Annotated in this window: 19 protein-coding genes; all 19 read right to left on the bottom strand. The window is 67.5% G+C overall.

From position 1 onward, the window contains the following. Positions 1–22: 22 nt before the first annotated feature. The 19 genes from hisH to thiS all read right to left on the bottom strand — a co-directional run bounded on the left by hisH (position 23) and on the right by thiS (position 15,150). Positions 23–664: an imidazole glycerol phosphate synthase subunit HisH gene (gene hisH, locus WS51_RS12575; RefSeq protein WP_059449811.1), complete on the bottom strand. Its 642-nt coding sequence runs from the start codon at positions 662–664 to the stop codon at positions 23–25. Next, the gene (locus WS51_RS12570; RefSeq protein ID WP_059449812.1) at positions 661–1,281 is read right to left on the bottom strand and encodes a MarC family protein; all 621 of its coding nucleotides are present in this window, start codon (positions 1,279–1,281) and stop codon (positions 661–663) included. The genes hisH and WS51_RS12570 overlap by 4 nt, the downstream gene beginning before the upstream one ends. Before the next feature lie 61 nt (positions 1,282–1,342). Continuing rightward, a complete protein-coding gene (gene hisB, locus WS51_RS12565) occupies positions 1,343–1,930 on the bottom strand; it encodes an imidazoleglycerol-phosphate dehydratase HisB (RefSeq protein WP_006751804.1) in 588 nt (195 codons plus the stop codon). Positions 1,931–1,995: 65 nt separating this feature from the next. Beyond that, on the bottom strand, positions 1,996–3,069 hold the full coding sequence (gene hisC / locus WS51_RS12560) for a histidinol-phosphate transaminase (protein ID WP_059794254.1): 1,074 nt from the start codon (positions 3,067–3,069) through the stop codon (positions 1,996–1,998). Positions 3,070–3,188: 119 nt separating this feature from the next. After that, positions 3,189–4,505, bottom strand: coding sequence for a histidinol dehydrogenase (gene hisD, locus WS51_RS12555; protein ID WP_059449814.1), 1,317 nt, complete (start codon positions 4,503–4,505; stop codon positions 3,189–3,191). Between the two features lie 24 nt (positions 4,506–4,529). Further along, positions 4,530–5,183 carry an ATP phosphoribosyltransferase gene (hisG, locus tag WS51_RS12550; RefSeq protein ID WP_006751807.1) on the bottom strand — a complete coding sequence of 218 codons (654 nt, stop codon included), beginning with the start codon at positions 5,181–5,183 and terminating at the stop codon, positions 4,530–4,532. After that, positions 5,180–6,529 carry a UDP-N-acetylglucosamine 1-carboxyvinyltransferase gene (murA, locus tag WS51_RS12545; protein WP_059449815.1) on the bottom strand — a complete coding sequence of 450 codons (1,350 nt, stop codon included), beginning with the start codon at positions 6,527–6,529 and terminating at the stop codon, positions 5,180–5,182. Before murA ends, hisG begins: the two co-directional genes overlap by 4 nt. A gap of 13 nt (positions 6,530–6,542) precedes the next feature. Further along, entirely contained in the window at positions 6,543–6,782 is a 240-nt protein-coding gene (locus WS51_RS12540; RefSeq protein WP_006477131.1) for a BolA family protein, read from the bottom strand. A 50-nt stretch (positions 6,783–6,832) separates the two neighbouring features. Continuing rightward, entirely contained in the window at positions 6,833–7,588 is a 756-nt protein-coding gene (locus WS51_RS12535) for an ABC transporter permease (protein WP_059449816.1), read from the bottom strand. Continuing rightward, positions 7,585–8,511 (bottom strand): ABC transporter ATP-binding protein, encoded by a 927-nt coding sequence (locus tag WS51_RS12530; protein ID WP_059449817.1) that lies wholly within the window; start codon positions 8,509–8,511, stop codon positions 7,585–7,587. The genes WS51_RS12535 and WS51_RS12530 overlap by 4 nt, the downstream gene beginning before the upstream one ends. Positions 8,512–8,703: 192 nt before the next feature. Continuing rightward, positions 8,704–8,979 carry an STAS domain-containing protein gene (locus WS51_RS12525; RefSeq protein ID WP_069229266.1) on the bottom strand — a complete coding sequence of 92 codons (276 nt, stop codon included), beginning with the start codon at positions 8,977–8,979 and terminating at the stop codon, positions 8,704–8,706. Further along, positions 8,976–9,605 (bottom strand): MlaC/ttg2D family ABC transporter substrate-binding protein, encoded by a 630-nt coding sequence (locus WS51_RS12520; protein WP_059449851.1) that lies wholly within the window; start codon positions 9,603–9,605, stop codon positions 8,976–8,978. The genes WS51_RS12525 and WS51_RS12520 overlap by 4 nt, the downstream gene beginning before the upstream one ends. 110 nt (positions 9,606–9,715) lie before the next feature. Then, positions 9,716–10,681: an MlaA family lipoprotein gene (locus WS51_RS12515; protein ID WP_069229976.1), complete on the bottom strand. Its 966-nt coding sequence runs from the start codon at positions 10,679–10,681 to the stop codon at positions 9,716–9,718. Between the two features lie 32 nt (positions 10,682–10,713). Further along, positions 10,714–11,283 (bottom strand): outer membrane lipid asymmetry maintenance protein MlaD, encoded by a 570-nt coding sequence (mlaD, locus tag WS51_RS12510; protein WP_059449819.1) that lies wholly within the window; start codon positions 11,281–11,283, stop codon positions 10,714–10,716. Positions 11,284–11,307: 24 nt separating this feature from the next. Continuing rightward, complete coding sequence (mlaE, locus tag WS51_RS12505; RefSeq protein ID WP_059449820.1) at positions 11,308–12,075, bottom strand: lipid asymmetry maintenance ABC transporter permease subunit MlaE; 768 nt, start codon at positions 12,073–12,075, stop codon at positions 11,308–11,310. Next, positions 12,072–12,893, bottom strand: a complete 822-nt coding sequence (locus WS51_RS12500; RefSeq protein ID WP_059449821.1) for an ABC transporter ATP-binding protein — start codon at positions 12,891–12,893, stop codon at positions 12,072–12,074. The genes mlaE and WS51_RS12500 overlap by 4 nt, the downstream gene beginning before the upstream one ends. An 84-nt stretch (positions 12,894–12,977) precedes the next feature. Continuing rightward, positions 12,978–14,102 carry a thiamine phosphate synthase gene (gene thiE / locus WS51_RS12495; RefSeq protein ID WP_069229265.1) on the bottom strand — a complete coding sequence of 375 codons (1,125 nt, stop codon included), beginning with the start codon at positions 14,100–14,102 and terminating at the stop codon, positions 12,978–12,980. Continuing rightward, on the bottom strand, positions 14,099–14,914 hold the full coding sequence (locus tag WS51_RS12490; RefSeq protein WP_069229264.1) for a thiazole synthase: 816 nt from the start codon (positions 14,912–14,914) through the stop codon (positions 14,099–14,101). The genes thiE and WS51_RS12490 overlap by 4 nt, the downstream gene beginning before the upstream one ends. 38 nt (positions 14,915–14,952) lie before the next feature. After that, positions 14,953–15,150 carry a sulfur carrier protein ThiS gene (thiS, locus tag WS51_RS12485; protein WP_027783340.1) on the bottom strand — a complete coding sequence of 66 codons (198 nt, stop codon included), beginning with the start codon at positions 15,148–15,150 and terminating at the stop codon, positions 14,953–14,955. Positions 15,151–15,178: the final 28 nt, after the last annotated feature.

The raw sequence follows: 15,178 nt of genomic DNA, 5'->3' as shown, positions 1-15,178 counted from the left end.
ACTGTGGCTCGCGCGCCACGTTTTACGGCTTCCAGTGCACGAAGTTGCGATACAGACGCAGCCCGACCTCGGCGCTTTTCTCCGGGTGGAATTGGGTCGCGAAGAGGTTGTCCCGCGCGACCGCGGACGTAAACGGCGCGCCGTAGGCCGTTTCGCCGACCGTGTGCGCCGGGTTGTCCGGGCGCACGTAGTAGCTGTGCACGAAGTAGAAATACGCGTCGTCGGGCACACCGTCCCAGAGCGGGTGAGGCTGCGACTGGCGCACGCGGTTCCAGCCCATCTGCGGCACCTTGAAGCGCGAACCGTCGTCCTGCAGTTGGCCGTCGAGCTCGAAACGCACGACCTTGCCGGGCAGAAGGCCCAGGCCCTTCGTGTCGCCTTCCGCGCTCCAGTCGAACAACATCTGCTCGCCGACGCACACGCCGAGCAGCGGCTTCGTGCGCGACGCCTCGATCACCGCTTCCTGCAGCCCCGATTCGCCGAGGCAGCGCATGCAGTCGGGCATCGCGCCCTGGCCGGGCAGCACGACGCGATCGGCCGCGCGAATCGCGGCCGGCGTATCGACGATCGCCACGTCGGCGGCCGGTTCGGCCTTCTTGAGCGCCTGCGCGACCGAGCGCAGGTTGCCCATCCCATAATCCACAATCGCAATCGAAGTTTTCATCTCAGTGCAGGCAGTAGCGCCCTCAGTCCATTGACGATGAATTCCACCGCCAGCGCCGACAGCATCAGACCCATCAGCCGCGTGGCGATGTTGATGCCGGTGCGGCCGATCCAGTTCGCGATCGGCTCGGCAAGCCGCATCGCGAAGAAACACAGCAGAGCCAGGACCGCGCCGATCGCGACGAGCCCGGCTCGCTCATACCAGTGACGCGAGTTCGCCGCGTAGATGATCACGGTGCTGATCGAGCCGGGGCCCGTGAGCAGCGGAATCGCCAGCGGCACGACCGCGATGTTGTCCTTCAGCTCGGCCTCGTCGCGCTCCTCCGGGGTCGATCGCGTGTTGCCGATCTGCGCGTTCAGCATGTTGATCGCCATCAGCAACATGATGATCCCGCCGCCCACTTCAAGAGAGCCGACCGAAATGCCGAAGAAGTCGATGATCTGCTGCCCGAGCAGCGCCGTCACCGTCATCACGCAGAACACCGACACCGACGCGATCCGGATCGTGCGGCGCCGCTCGATGTCCGACTGCTGCGCCGTGAGGCTCAGGAAAAACGGCACCGCGCCGATCGGGTTGATCAGCGCCAGCAGCGAAATGAACGATTTGAGCAGATCCATCGCAAGCCGGCGCGCCGCGCCGAAGCCGTGAGGTGTCGTTGGCGTCCTGTCCGTTCGGCAGTCAGAGACTGCCCTTCGTCGACGGAATCTGCCCCGCCGCGCGCTCGTCGAGCTCCACCGCCGCACGCAGCGCCCGGCCGAAAGCCTTGAACACCGTTTCGAGCTGGTGGTGCGCGTTGATCCCGCGCAGGTTGTCGATGTGCAGCGTGACGCCCGCGTGGTTCACGAATCCGCGGAAGAATTCGATGGACAAGTCGACGTCGAACGTGCCGATCCGCGCGCGCGTGAACGGCACGTGGAATTCGAGACCCGGACGGCCCGAGAAGTCGATCACGACGCGCGACAGCGCCTCGTCGAGCGGCACGTACGAATGGCCGTAGCGGCGGATGCCCTTCTTGTCGCCGATCGCCTTCGCGACGGCCTGACCGAGCGTGATGCCGACGTCCTCGACCGTATGGTGGTCGTCGATATGCGTGTCGCCATGCGCTTCGACCTCGAGATCGATCAGACCATGTCGCGCGATCTGGTCGAGCATATGGTCGAGAAACGGCACGCCGGTGGCCAGCTTCTGCCGGCCCGTACCGTCGAGATCGAGCTTCACACGGATCTGCGTTTCGCTGGTATTGCGAACGACTTCCGCCACACGCATGGCAATTCCTTGAATGAGTCTGATGTAAATGGGGATTGAACGTCGCGCACCGCCGCGCCCTGGGCTCAACCGGGCAGCGCGAGTTTCAAGGCAGCCAGCAGGCGCGCGTTTTCGTCGGGAGAACCGACGGTCAGCCGCACGCATTCGGCCAGCAACGGATGCATTTTACTCACGTTTTTGACCAGCACCCGCTCCGTGAGCAGCGCATCGAACACGGCCGCCGCGTCCGGCACGCGCACCAGCAGGAAATTGCCGGCGCTCGGGAACACCGTCGTGCCCGGCAGCGCGGCCACGGCCTGCGCGAGACGCGTGCGTTGCGCGCGCAGTTCGGCCGCCTGCGCGTCGAGCACGTCGAGGTGGTCGAGCAGGAAATCGGCGGTCGCCTGAGTCAGCACGTTGATGTTGTACGGCGGGCGCACCTTGTCGAATTCGGTCAGCCACGCCGGCAGCCCGGCGAGATAGCCGAGGCGGATCCCCGCGAGGCCGAGCTTCGACACCGTGCGCATCACGACGACGTTGTCGAACTCCGCGGCACGCGGCAGCCACGAACGCTCGGCGAACGGCTGGTACGCCTCGTCGATCACGATCAGGCTGTGCCGCGCGGCCGCGATGATCCGCTCGACGTCGGCTTCGTCGTACAGCGTGCCGGTCGGGTTGTTCGGATACGCAAGATAGACGAGCGCGGGCCGATGCTCGTCGATCGCCGCGATCATCGCGTCGGCGTCGAGCGTCAGGTCCGCCTTGAGCGGCACGCCGACGAATTCGAGCTGCGCGAACTTCGCCGACAGTTCGTACATCACGAAGCCCGGCACCGGTGCGAGCACCTTCGCACCCGGCTTCGCGCAGGCCACCGACATCATGCTGATGATTTCGTCCGAGCCGTTGCCGAGCAGCACGTCGCAAGCGGCCGGCACGCCCATCGTACGGCGCAGCTTGTCGAGCAGCGCGCCCGGGCGCGGCGCCGGGTAGCGGTTCAGCGCGACCTGCGCGAGGCGTTCGCCGAGCGCCGCCGCGAGCGGCGCGGGCAGCGAATACGGGTTCTCCATCGCGTCGAGCTTCACGAAACCGCTCGCGTCGGGCACCGGGTAGCTCGTCATCGCGAGCACGTCGCGGCGGATGATGTCTTGTGGCGTCGTCATGGTGTCAAGCCGGCGTGCGTCGCGCCGGCGTCAAATGGTCGGCAAGGCGGCGGCTGCCGCCCTGCACCGGGTCTCCTCGTCGACCGGAACCGCTGCGCCAGCATCGGCTCCGGCGCACGTCATCCCTTCATCCGGAGCTCGGCGCTGCGCGCGTGTGCCTGCAGCCCCTCGCCGTATGCGAGCTCGGAGGCGATCTCGCCCAGCGTCTGCGCGCCTTCGGCGCTGACCTCGATCAGGCTCGAACGCTTGATGAAGTCGTACACGCCCAGCGGCGACGAGAAGCGCGCGGTGCGCGACGTCGGCAGCACGTGGTTCGGGCCCGCGCAGTAGTCGCCCAGGCTTTCGCTCGTGTATCGGCCGAGGAAGATCGCGCCGGCATGGCGGATCTGCTGGCCCCATTGCTGCGGCTCCAGCGCGGAAATCTCCAGGTGCTCCGGCGCGATGTCGTTCGCGATCCGGCATGCTTCGGCCATGTCGCGCACCTTGATCAGCGCGCCGCGGCCTTCCAGCGACGCGCGGATCACGTCCTGGCGCGGCATCGTCGGCAGCAGCTCGTCGATCGCCTTCTCGACGCGCTCGAGGAACGCGGCGTCCGGGCACAGCAGGATCGACTGCGCGAGCTCGTCGTGCTCGGCCTGCGAGAAGAGGTCCATCGCGACCCAGCTCGGATCGGTCGTGCCGTCGCACAGCACGAGGATTTCCGACGGGCCGGCGATCATGTCGATGCCGACCGTGCCGAACACGCGGCGCTTCGCCGACGCGACGTACGCGTTGCCGGGCCCGCAGATCTTGTCGACCGCCGGCACCGTCGCCGTGCCGTACGCGAGCGCGCCGACCGCCTGCGCGCCGCCGATCGTGAACACGCGATCGACGCCGCCGAGCAGCGCCGCGGCGAGCACGAGGTCGTTCTTCACGCCGTCCGGGGTCGGCACGACCATCACGATCTCGCCAACGCCCGCGACGCGCGCGGGAATCGCGTTCATCAGCACCGACGACGGATAGGCGGCCTTGCCGCCCGGCACGTACAGGCCGACGCGGTCGAGCGGCGTGATCTTCTGGCCGAGCACCGTGCCGTCGCTTTCCGTGTACTGCCAGCTATGGGTGCCGCATTCGATCTTCTGCTTCTCGTGGTACGCCCGCACGCGTGCCGCGGCAGCTTCGAGCGCCGCGCGCGCCTTCGGCGCGAGGCCGTCGAGCGCCGCCTGCAGCGCGTCCTGCGGCAGTTCGAGCGCGGCGACGCTGCTCGCGTCCAGCCGGTCGAAGCGGTTCGTGTACTCGAGCACCGCGGCGTCGCCGCGCGACTTCACGTCGGCGAGAATCTTCGCGACCGACTGCTCGATCGCTTCGTCCTCGCTCGCCTCGAACGCGAGCAGCGCACGCAGCGCGGCGTCGAAGCCGTCGCTGGTCGAATCGAGTTTGCGGATGGTGATGGCCATGGGAGTTCCGTTACGGTGATGCGCTCAATTGCCATTCTGCGACGCGCGTTCGAACGCGTCGAGAATCGGCTTGAGCGCCGCGCGCTTCAACTTCAGCGCAGCCTGGTTCACGACGAGGCGCGACGAGATCGCCATGATCTCCTCGACCTCGACCAGATTGTTCGCCTTCAGCGTGCCGCCCGAGCTGACGAGGTCGACGATCGCGTCGGCCAGCCCGACCAGCGGCGCCAGCTCCATCGAACCGTACAGCTTGATCAGGTCGACGTGCACGCCCTTCGCGGCGAAGTGTTCGCGTGCCGTTTCGACGTACTTGGTCGCGACCCGCAGGCGCGCGCCCTGGCGCACCGCGTTCGCGTAGTCGAAACCGGCCGGCACGGCCACCGACATCCGGCAGCGTGCGATGTTCAGATCGATCGGCTGGTACAGGCCCGAGCCGCCGTGCTCGACCAGCACGTCCTTGCCCGCCACGCCGAAATCGGCCGCGCCGTATTCGACGTAGGTCGGCACGTCGCTCGCGCGCACGATGATCACGCGCAGGTTCGGATCGGTCGTCGGCAGGATCAGCTTGCGCGACGTTTCCGGATCCTCGGCCACCTGCACGCCGGCGGCCGCCAGCAGCGGCAGGGTTTCCTCGAAAATCCGGCCCTTCGACAGGGCGAGGGTCAGCGGCGCGGTCATGCTTGGCTCCCGGAGAGGCGGCGCACGTTCGCGCCGACGGCGGTCAGTTTGGTTTCCATGCGGTCGTAGCCGCGGTCCAGGTGATAGATGCGGTCGACGAGCGTTTCGCCTTCGGCGCGCAGCCCGGCGATCACGAGGCTCGCCGACGCGCGCAGGTCAGTCGCCATCACGTTCGCGCCGGACAGCTTGTCGACGCCGGTCACGAGCGCCGTGTTGCCGTCGATCGTGATGTTCGCGCCGAGCCGGTTCAGTTCCTGCACGTGCATGAAGCGGTTCTCGAAAATGGTCTCGACCACCTGCGCGGTGCCCGTCGCGACCGAATTAAGGGCCATGAACTGCGCCTGCATGTCGGTCGGGAACGCCGGGTATTCCGACGTGCGGATCGTCACCGCCGACGGGCGGCGGTCCATCTTCACGCGCAGCCAGCTGTCGCCTTCCTCGATCGACACGCCGGCCTCGCGCAGCTTGTCGATCACCGCGTCGAGGATGTGCGGGCGCACGCCCGTCAGCATCACGTCGCCGCCCGCCGCCGCGACCGCGCACAGGAACGTGCCGGCCTCGATGCGGTCGGGAATCACCGAATGACGGGCGCCGTGCAGCCGCTCGACGCCCTGGATCACGAGGCGGTCGGTGCCGATGCCGTCGATTTTCGCACCCATCGCGACCAGCAAGTGCGCGAGATCGCTCACTTCCGGCTCGCGCGCCGCGTTCTCGATCACCGTCTCGCCGTCGGCCAGCGTCGCGGCCATCAGCAGGTTTTCCGTCCCCGTCACCGTGATCATGTCGGTCACGATGCGCGCGCCCTTCAGGCGCTTCGCGCGCGCCTCGATGAAGCCGTGCTCGATGCTGATCTCGGCACCCATCGCCTGCAGGCCCTTGATGTGCTGGTCGACCGGCCGCGCGCCGATCGCGCAGCCGCCCGGCAGCGACACCTTCGCCTCGCCGAAGCGCGCGAGCAGCGGCCCGAGCACGAGGATCGACGCGCGCATCGTCTTGACCAGCTCGTACGGCGCGACGAGGTTGTCGACGCGCGACGCGTCGAGCTGCACGCGGCTGCCGTCGGTTTCGCTCTTCACGCCCATCTGGTTCAGCACCTTCAGCGTGGTGCGCACGTCCTTCAGGTTCGGCACGTTGTCGAGCTCGACCGGCTCGGCGCTGAGCAGCCCCGCGCAGAGGATCGGCAGCGCGGCGTTCTTCGCGCCCGACACGACGATCTCGCCCGACAGCCGGCGACCGCCTTCGATCACCAGCTTGTCCATCCCATGTCCCTGCGATTCCCCGTTGGCGGCCGGGTGTGCCGTGGCGACGCTCTGGACGGCGTCGCGCTCGTTGACGGTGACTTGCACTCAGTGGTTCCGGTTATGCGTTCTGCCATTCGGCGGGCGTCAGCGTCTTCATGCTGAGCGCGTGAATTTCCTGCTTCATGCGATCGCCGAGCGCCGCATAAACGAGCTGGTGCCGCTGGATCGGCCGCTTGCCTTCGAAGGCCGCCGACACGATCGTCGCGAAGAAATGCTGGCCGTCGCCTTCGACTTCCAGATGAGTGCAGGCGAGACCGCCGGCGATGTATTGCTTGACCTGTTCGGGAGTCGGCAACATGAGAGGCTCCTGTCGGCGCGCGCCGCCCCGGGCGGCCGCCGCCGTCGATATCAATGACGCAGTTTGTAGCCGGTCGCGAGCAGCCGCATCGCGAACATCGCGAGCAGCACGAAGAAACCGGTGACGATCGCGAGGCTCGCGAGCGGGTTGATGTCGGACGCGCCGAAGAACCCGTAACGGAAGCCGTCGATCATGTAGAAAAACGGGTTGAGACGCGAGATCTCGCGCCACACGGGCGGCAGCGAGTGCGTCGAATAGAACACGCCGGACAGGAACGTCAGCGGCATGATCAGGAAGTTCTGGAACGCGGCGAGCTGGTCGAACTTCTCGGCCCAGATCCCGGCGATCAGCCCGAGCGTGCCGAGGATCGCCGAGCCGAGCAGCGCGAACGCGACGATGAACACCGGCGCCGCGAAATGCATCGGGATAAACCAGATCGTCACGACGAACACGCCGGCGCCGACCGCGAGCCCGCGCACGACGGACGCGAGCACGTACGCGCCGAAGATGTCCTTGTAGGACAACGGCGGCAGCAGCACGAACACGAGGTTGCCGGTGATCTTCGACTGGATCAGCGACGACGAGCTGTTCGCGAATGCGTTCTGCAGCACGCTCATCATCACGAGGCCCGGCACGAGAAAGCTCACGTACTCGACGCCCGGATACACCTCGACGCGGCCCGACAGCGCATGCCCGAAGATCGTCAGGTACAGCAGCGCCGTCACGATCGGCGCGCACACGGTCTGGAACGACACCTTCCAGAAACGCAGGAGTTCCTTGTAGAACAACGTACGAAAACCGCTCATGCCAATCCCTCGATCACCTCGGCCCCGTTCATCACCTGGACGAACACATCCTCGAGGTCGGCCTTGCGGACCTCGATCTCGTCGAACGTGCAGCCCGCCGCGCGACACTGCGCGAGGATGCGCTCGACATCGTCGTAGCTCGTGAGGCGCAGCAGGTGCTCGCCCGGCGCGCGCGCGGCCGGATCGGTCTCCAGCCCGCGCAGCTCGGCAGGCAGCGCACCCGTCGCGAGCCGCAAGTACAGCTGCAGCCCGGCGAAGCGGCGCAGCAGCGCGTCGGTGCGGTCGAGCGCGACGACCTCGCCGCGACGCAACATCGCGATGCGGTCGCACAGCGACTCGGCTTCCTCGAGGTAATGGGTGGTCAGGACGATCGTGTGGCCCTCGCGGTTCAGCCGCGAGATGAACTGCCACAGCGTCTGGCGCAGCTCGACGTCGACACCGGCGGTCGGCTCGTCGAGCACGATCACGGGCGGCCGGTGCACGAGCGCCTGCGCGACCAGCACGCGGCGCTTCATCCCGCCCGACAGCGCGCGCATGTTCGCGTCGGCCTTCTCGGTGAGATCGAGATTGGCCATCACTTCGTCGATCCAGTCGTCGTTGCGGCGCAGCCCGAAATAGCCGGACTGGATCCGCAGCGTCTCGCGGACGGTGAAGAACGGGTCGAATACGAGTTCCTGCGGCACGACGCCGAGTGCGCGGCGCGCGCCTCGGAAGTCCTTGACGACGTCGTGGCCGCGCACCGAGATACTGCCTTCATCGGCCCGGGCAAGCCCGGCGAGGATACTGATGAGCGTGGTCTTGCCTGCGCCGTTCGGGCCGAGCAGACCGAAAAACTCGCCTTCCTCGACCGACAGGCTGACGCCCTTGAGCGCCTGAAGCGATTTGTAGCGCTTCTTGACGTGACGGATTTCTATGGCTGACATGACTGTGCGCGGCGCTGCGGCCGCGACGCCTATTCTGTGCTTGCTGCGAAAGAAAATGGGGGCCGGACGCCGATTGGCTGCCCCGCAAAACGCTTGATTATAGGGCAAACCGGCTGGTGGAGCCGGCGCAGGAGACGCGCGGCCTGAAGCGTGCGCGCGCCGGCTGGCGCGGCACGCTTCGGTCAGGCAGGGTCAATGTCGCCCGGTGCCGTCGATGAGAGCGTCGACGCCGTAAGCGCGCGCGAGACTGGCGAGCTTCTGCGGGAGATTGAGGATGTCGAGGATCGCGCCGCGCGCTTTGGCGGCACGTTGCCATGCGAGCAGCACGGCGAGCGCGGACGAGTCGAACTGCGTCAGCGCCGCGCAGTCGACGGCGGTCGCGCCGGCGCCGATGCGCGCGAGACCGTCCGCGAGCGCGGATTTCGCGCTCGCGACGGTCAGCGAAGGACCTGCTTCGAAGCCGCTCACGACGCCTGCTTGCCGGCGGCGAGTTGCTGGTTGCGCTGCGTGAGGAACTGGATCAGGCCGTCCACGCCGCTTTGCTGGATCTTCTCGTTGAACTGCTGCTGGTACGTCTGGATCAGCCACGCGCCCAGCACGTTCAAGTCATACACCTTCCAGCCGTTCGCCGTCTTGTACAGGCGATAGTCGATCTGGACCGGCTGGCCGTTGTTCATCGCGACCGTCTTCACGACCACGTCGGTGTCGGCCGGATCGGCGCGGAACGGCGGGTACTGGATCTGCTGGTCCGGCTTGAGCTGCGCGAGCGCGCCCGAATACGTGCGGATCAGCAGCAGCTTGAACTGCTCCTGAACCTGTTGCTGCTGCTCGGGCGATGCCGCGCGCCAGTTGCGGCCCATCGCGAGCTGCGTGGTGCGGCGGAAATCGGTGTACGGCAGGATGTCCTTGTTGACGATCGAGATGATGCGGTTGGTGTCGCCCTGCTTGATCGTCTGCTGCTTGACCTCGTCGAGGACCTGCTGGGTCGCCGTCTTGATCAGCGCCTGCGGGTTCGACTGGTCGACTTGCGCGTGGGCTGCGCTGCCGAACGAGAACAGCGCCGCGAAAACGGGGATCAGGAACAGTTTTTTCATCATAGTGACCTGCATGAAGAGTCGATGCGAAGGTTGGAGCCGGTAGCTTACGCGCAAGTTCGCGTGCGCTACCGACTGAATCGTTTCCGGCTGTAACGAATGTAAGTCGGTCAGTGCAGCTTGATGCTAGGGAAACGAATCCCGCCCGGTGCGGGCGGCGTCATCTGCATTGCCGGCACGTTCGTCGCGCTGGCCGGGTTCGGTGCTTCGGCGCCGCCCGATGCCGGCGCAGCAACGGCCGCGCCCGATGCGCCGGCCGGTGCCGTCGCGCCGCCGACCGCCGCCGCGCCTGCCGTTCCGGCCGCGCCGGCTGCCGCCGGTGCCGCGCCGTCGTCCGGCAGGTCGTACTTCGGCAGCGCATCGTTGTTCGACGCCGTCGACGCCTCGCCGCGCGCGTTGTCGACCAGCATCTGGCGGCGCTGCAGGTAGGCGTTGCGCACGAACGAATACTTGTCGAGCGCCGCGGCATCCAGCACGTCGCCGGCGCCGAGCAGGTTCGCGCGCGTGTTGACGAGATTCACGCCGAACAGGCCCCAGCTCACGCCGTCCGGCTTCACGTACGTGAGCGGATTGCCCACGTAGTCGACACCGAGGCCGGCCGTGTCGCGCAGCGTGCTCGGGCCGAGCAGCGGCAGCACCAGATACGGGCCCGACGGCATGCCGTAGCGGCCCATCGTGATCCCGAAGTCGGCCGTGTGCTTCGGCAGTTTCGCGATCGTCGCGACGTCGAACAGGCCACCGACGCCGAACACCGTGTTGATCACCACGCGCATGATGTCGCCGACACCGTCCGCGATTCGCAGCTGCACGATGTTGTTCGCGGCGATGTAGACGTCGCCGATGTTCGAGAAGAAGTTGGTCACGCTGTCGCGCACCGGCTGCGGCACCACGTACTGGTAGCCCTTCGCGACCGGCTTCAGCGCGTACGTGTCGACCGTGTCGTTGAACTTGTACATCGTCCGGTTGAAGCCCTCGAGCGGATCGCCCTTGGTCGGCGTCTGCACGGTCGCGCAACCGCTCAACGCGGCGACTGCCGCCACCGCGAGCGCGGCGTGCCTGATGCGGATCGTCTGCATGGTCATTACCCTCTTGTCTTTCTCTCGTGTGGTTATTGGGCCGCCGAACCGGACACCGCGGACGCCGGCACCGCCACCGGAGCCGGTGCGGCGGGTGCGCCCGGCGCCGCGGATGCGCCGGCTGCAGGCTTCGCGCCGCCCGCGTCGGCCGCCTTGCTGTACAGGAACTGGCCGATCAGGTTCTCGAGCACGATCGCCGACTGCGTCATCGTGATCGTATCGCCCGACTTCAGCATTTCGGTGTCGCCGCCCGGATCGAGGCCGATGTACTGCTCGCCGAGCAGGCCCGACGTCAGGATCTTCGCCGACGAATCCTTCGGGAACTGGTACTGGCCGTCGACGTCGATCGTGACGACCGCCTGGTACGTGTTCGTGTCGAAGCCGATCGACTTCACGCGGCCGACCACCACGCCCGCGCTCTTCACGGCGGCGCGCGGCTTGAGCCCGCCGATGTTGTCGAACTTCATCCTCACCGAGTAGGTCGGCTGAAACGACAGCGAACTCATGTTGCCGACCTTGAGCGCCAGGAACAGCACCGCAAGGAAGCCCACCACCACGAACAGGCCGACCCAGAAGTCGAGAGCAGTCTTTTTCATCTTCATCCCAAAATTTGGCTTGGCTGAGGCTTAGCTGAACATCAGCGCGGTCAGCAGGAAATCGAGGCCGAGTACGGCGAGCGACGCGAACACGACCGTCTTGGTCGTCGCGCGCGACACGCCCTCGGGCGTGGGCTTCGCTTCATACCCTTGAAACAGTGCAATGAAGGTCACGGCGAACCCGAACACGATGCTCTTGATCACGCCGTTGCCGACGTCGGCCCACACCTCGACCCCGCCCTGCATCTGCGACCAGAACGCGCCCGGATCGACGCCGATCAGCACGACCCCGACGAAATATCCGCCGAGCACGCCGACCGCGTTGAAGATCGCGGCGAGCAGCGGCATCGCGATGATGCCGGCCCACAGGCGCGGCGCGATCACCGTCTTGATCGGGTCGACGGCCATCATTTCGAGCGCGGTGAGCTGCTCGCCCGCCTTCATCAGGCCGATCTCGGCCGTGAGCGACGTGCCGGCGCGTCCCGCGAACAGCAGCGCGGTCACGACCGGGCCGAGCTCGCGCACCAGCGACAGCGCGACCAGCAGGCCGAGCGCCTGCTCGGACCCGTAGCGATTCAGCGTGTAATAGCCCTGCAGGCCGAGCACGAAGCCGACGAACAGGCCCGACACGGCAATGATCACGAACGAATAGTTGCCGAGGAAGTGAATCTGTTTCGTGACGAGCCGCGGCCGGCGCAGCAGCGGAAAGAATTCCAGCACGAGGCGCACGAACAGCCGCGTGCCGTAGCCCGCGCGCTCGAGGCCGCCGATGACGTAACGTCCGATCGCGCTGATCATGCGCGCCCTCCGCCGAGCCCGAAATCCGCAGCCAGCGGCGGGCTCGTGTAATGAAATTTGAACGGGCCGTCTGGCGCGCCGTCGATGAACTGGCGCACGCTCGGGTCGGTCGACGCGCGCAGCTCGTCGGGCGTACCCTGCGCGAGCACGCCGCCATTGGCCAGAAAATACACGTAATCGGCGATCGCGAACGATTCCGGCACGTCGTGCGTGACGAGGATGGACGTCGCGCCGAGCGCCTCGTTCAGCGTGCGGATCAGGTTTGCCGTGATGCCGAGCGAGATCGGATCGAGGCCCGCGAACGGTTCGTCGTACATGATGAGCTGCGGATCGAGCGCGATCGCGCGTGCAAGCGCGATCCGGCGTGCCATCCCGCCGGACACCTCGGACGGCATCAGGTCGCGCGCGCCGCGCAGACCCACCGCGTTGAGCTTCATCAGCACCAGGTCGCGGATCAGGTCTTCCGGCAGGTCGGTGTGTTCGCGCAGCGCGAACGCGACGTTTTCGAACACCGACATGTCGGTAAACAGCGCGCCGAACTGGAACAGCATGCCCATCTTGCGGCGCAGCGCGTACAAGCCGTCGCGCGTCTGCGCGCCGACGTCGGCGCCGTCGAACAGCACCTGGCCGCGCCGCGCGCGCACCAGGCCGCCGATCAGACGCAGCACGGTCGTCTTGCCGCAACCCGACCCGCCCATGACGGCGACGACCTGGCCGCGCCCGAAGCGCATGTTCAGGTTCGACAGGACGAGGCGGTCGCCGTAGCCAAAGTCGACGTCGCGAAGTTCCAGCAGTGTGTCGGTAGGAGTGGGGCTCACGGAGCTGACAGTCCTTTTACGCAGAACGCCGAATTATAGGGCCTGCATTGGAATGATGTCGTGACGCCGTTTCGAACCCCGCGGTCAACGATTGTCAAATTGTCGGGCAAAGCATTGCTGCAACGCAACAACCGCCGCCCGATAATCGTCTGCACCCGTGATCGCACTGACCACCGCGACGCTGCCGACGCCCGTCGCCAGCACGTCCGGCAGCGCGTCGAGCCCGACGCCGCCGATCGCGACGAGCGGCGCCCGCGCGCCCGCGAAGCGCGCATAGCGGGCGATCCGCGCGAGGCCCTGGGGCGGCGCCGCGACGGCCTTGGTCGCGGTCGCGTACACGGGGCCGAGCGCCAGATAGCTCGGCCGCTCGTGCAACGCGCGCAACATCTCGTAATAACCGTGACTCGACAGGCCGAGCCGCAAGCCCGCGCGCGCGATCGCGGCCAGATCCGCCGTTTCCAGATCCTCCTGACCGAGATGTACGCCATACGCACCCTCTTCCATCGCGATCTGCCAGTGATCGTTGATGAACACGCGTGCATCGTGATATCGGCGCCCTGCGGCGACTGCGCGCGCGATTTCCCGGCGCAACGCATCCGGGGTCGCGCCTTTCACGCGCAGCTGCACGGTTCGCGCACCGCATTCGAGCACGCGTTCGACCCATTCGGCGTCGGGGACGACCGGATAGAGGCCCAATTGCGGCGGGCACGGCGGGAATGCGGGTTCGGGCGCGGCCGGCAGGCCCGCGATGCGCGGGAATCGCGCAGCGTCCACCGGCCACGCGTCGGTACCGCGCGCTTCGTCGCCGTCCCGCCACGCGAGCGCGAGCACCAGCGCGTCGATCGGCTCGAAACCGCAATCGAGGAACGCCGCCAGCGCCGCGATCCAGTCGTCGGCGAGCGGATGCGCGGCCTCCAGCGCGTAGCGCACGCCCGCGGCATGCAGCGCAGCGCCGTGCTCGTCGAACTCGATCGCGACCGCGTCCGGCGACGCAGGGCGCGATGCCGCCGACGCGCGCGCCTGCGCGGCACGATCGCCGGCTGACACGATCAGCACGTCGCCGGCGGCCGGTACGTCGGGCGCCGCGACGCACAGGCGCCACGCCGCGGTGCCGGTCGGCCAGTCGCCCAGGCGGGCGCGAATCCGCTCGGCCGCTTCGGCCAGTTCATCGGCCGGCGGCCAGAATGCATCGGCGAAGCGCGCGCTCATGCGCCGCTCCCGTCCTGGTGCCAGAACGGCATTCCAACGACCGGCGTGCTCGCATGCGCGGTCTCGCGCGCATCCATCGGCCCGGCGAGATAAGCCGCACGGCCGGCCTCGACGCCCTGCGCGAACGCACGCGCCATGATTTCCGGATGCGTGGCCTGCGACACGGCGGTGTTCAGCAGCACGCCGTCGAATCCCCATTCCATCACCTGGCACGCGTGCGACGGTACGCCGAGCCCGGCGTCGACGATCAACGGCACGTCCGGCAGCCGCTCGCGCAGCACGCGCAGCCCGTACGGATTGACGACGCCCTTGCCGGTGCCGATCGGCGCGCCCCAGGGCATCAGCGCCTCGCAACCGACGTCGAGCAGGCGCCGGCCGATCACGAGATCCTCGGTGCAGTACGGCAGCACCTTGAAACCATCCTTGACCAGTTGCGCGGCCGCCTCGATCAGTCCGATCGGGTCGGGCTGCAGCGTGTAATCGTCGCCGATCAGCTCGAGCTTGATCCAGTCGGTGTCGAACACCTCGCGCGCCATGTGCGCGGTCGTCACTGCCTCGGCAACGGTCTGGCAGCCGGCCGTGTTCGGCAGCAGCGGCACCGCGTGACGCTTGAGCAGGTCGAAAAAGCCGGCCTCGGCGGTGCCGCCGTTCATCTGGCGGCGCAGCGCGACCGTCACCATGCCGGGGCGCGACGCGGCGATCGAATCGGACAGCGACTGCAGCGACGGGTAGCGCGACGTGCCGAGCAGCACGCGGCTTGCGAAGGTTTCGCCGTACAGCGTCAGCGCGTCGGCGGAAGTGAGGGACGTCATGTCGTTTTCCTGGAAGAGCGGAGGCGAAGCGGCGGCGCTCAGCCGCCCGCGACGGGGTGCACGACGTCGAGCTTGTCGCCCGCCGCGAGTGCGCGCGCCGCATGCTGCGTGCGCGCGACGAAGTTGCCGTTCAGCGCGACCGCGTACGGCGGACGCGCGCCGTACGCGGCGAGCGCGTCGGCCACCGTCGCGCCGTCGGGCAGCGTCAGCGTCTGTTGATTGATCTGGATATCCATGAGACTCGATCGAATTCGGTGGGCAGCG

The organism is Burkholderia territorii, assembly GCF_001718335.1.
GTDB classification, from domain to species: Bacteria; Pseudomonadota; Gammaproteobacteria; order Burkholderiales; family Burkholderiaceae; genus Burkholderia; species Burkholderia territorii.
Note: the sequence above shows the minus strand (reverse complement) of the source record. Positions and strands in the feature narration are given on the sequence as shown.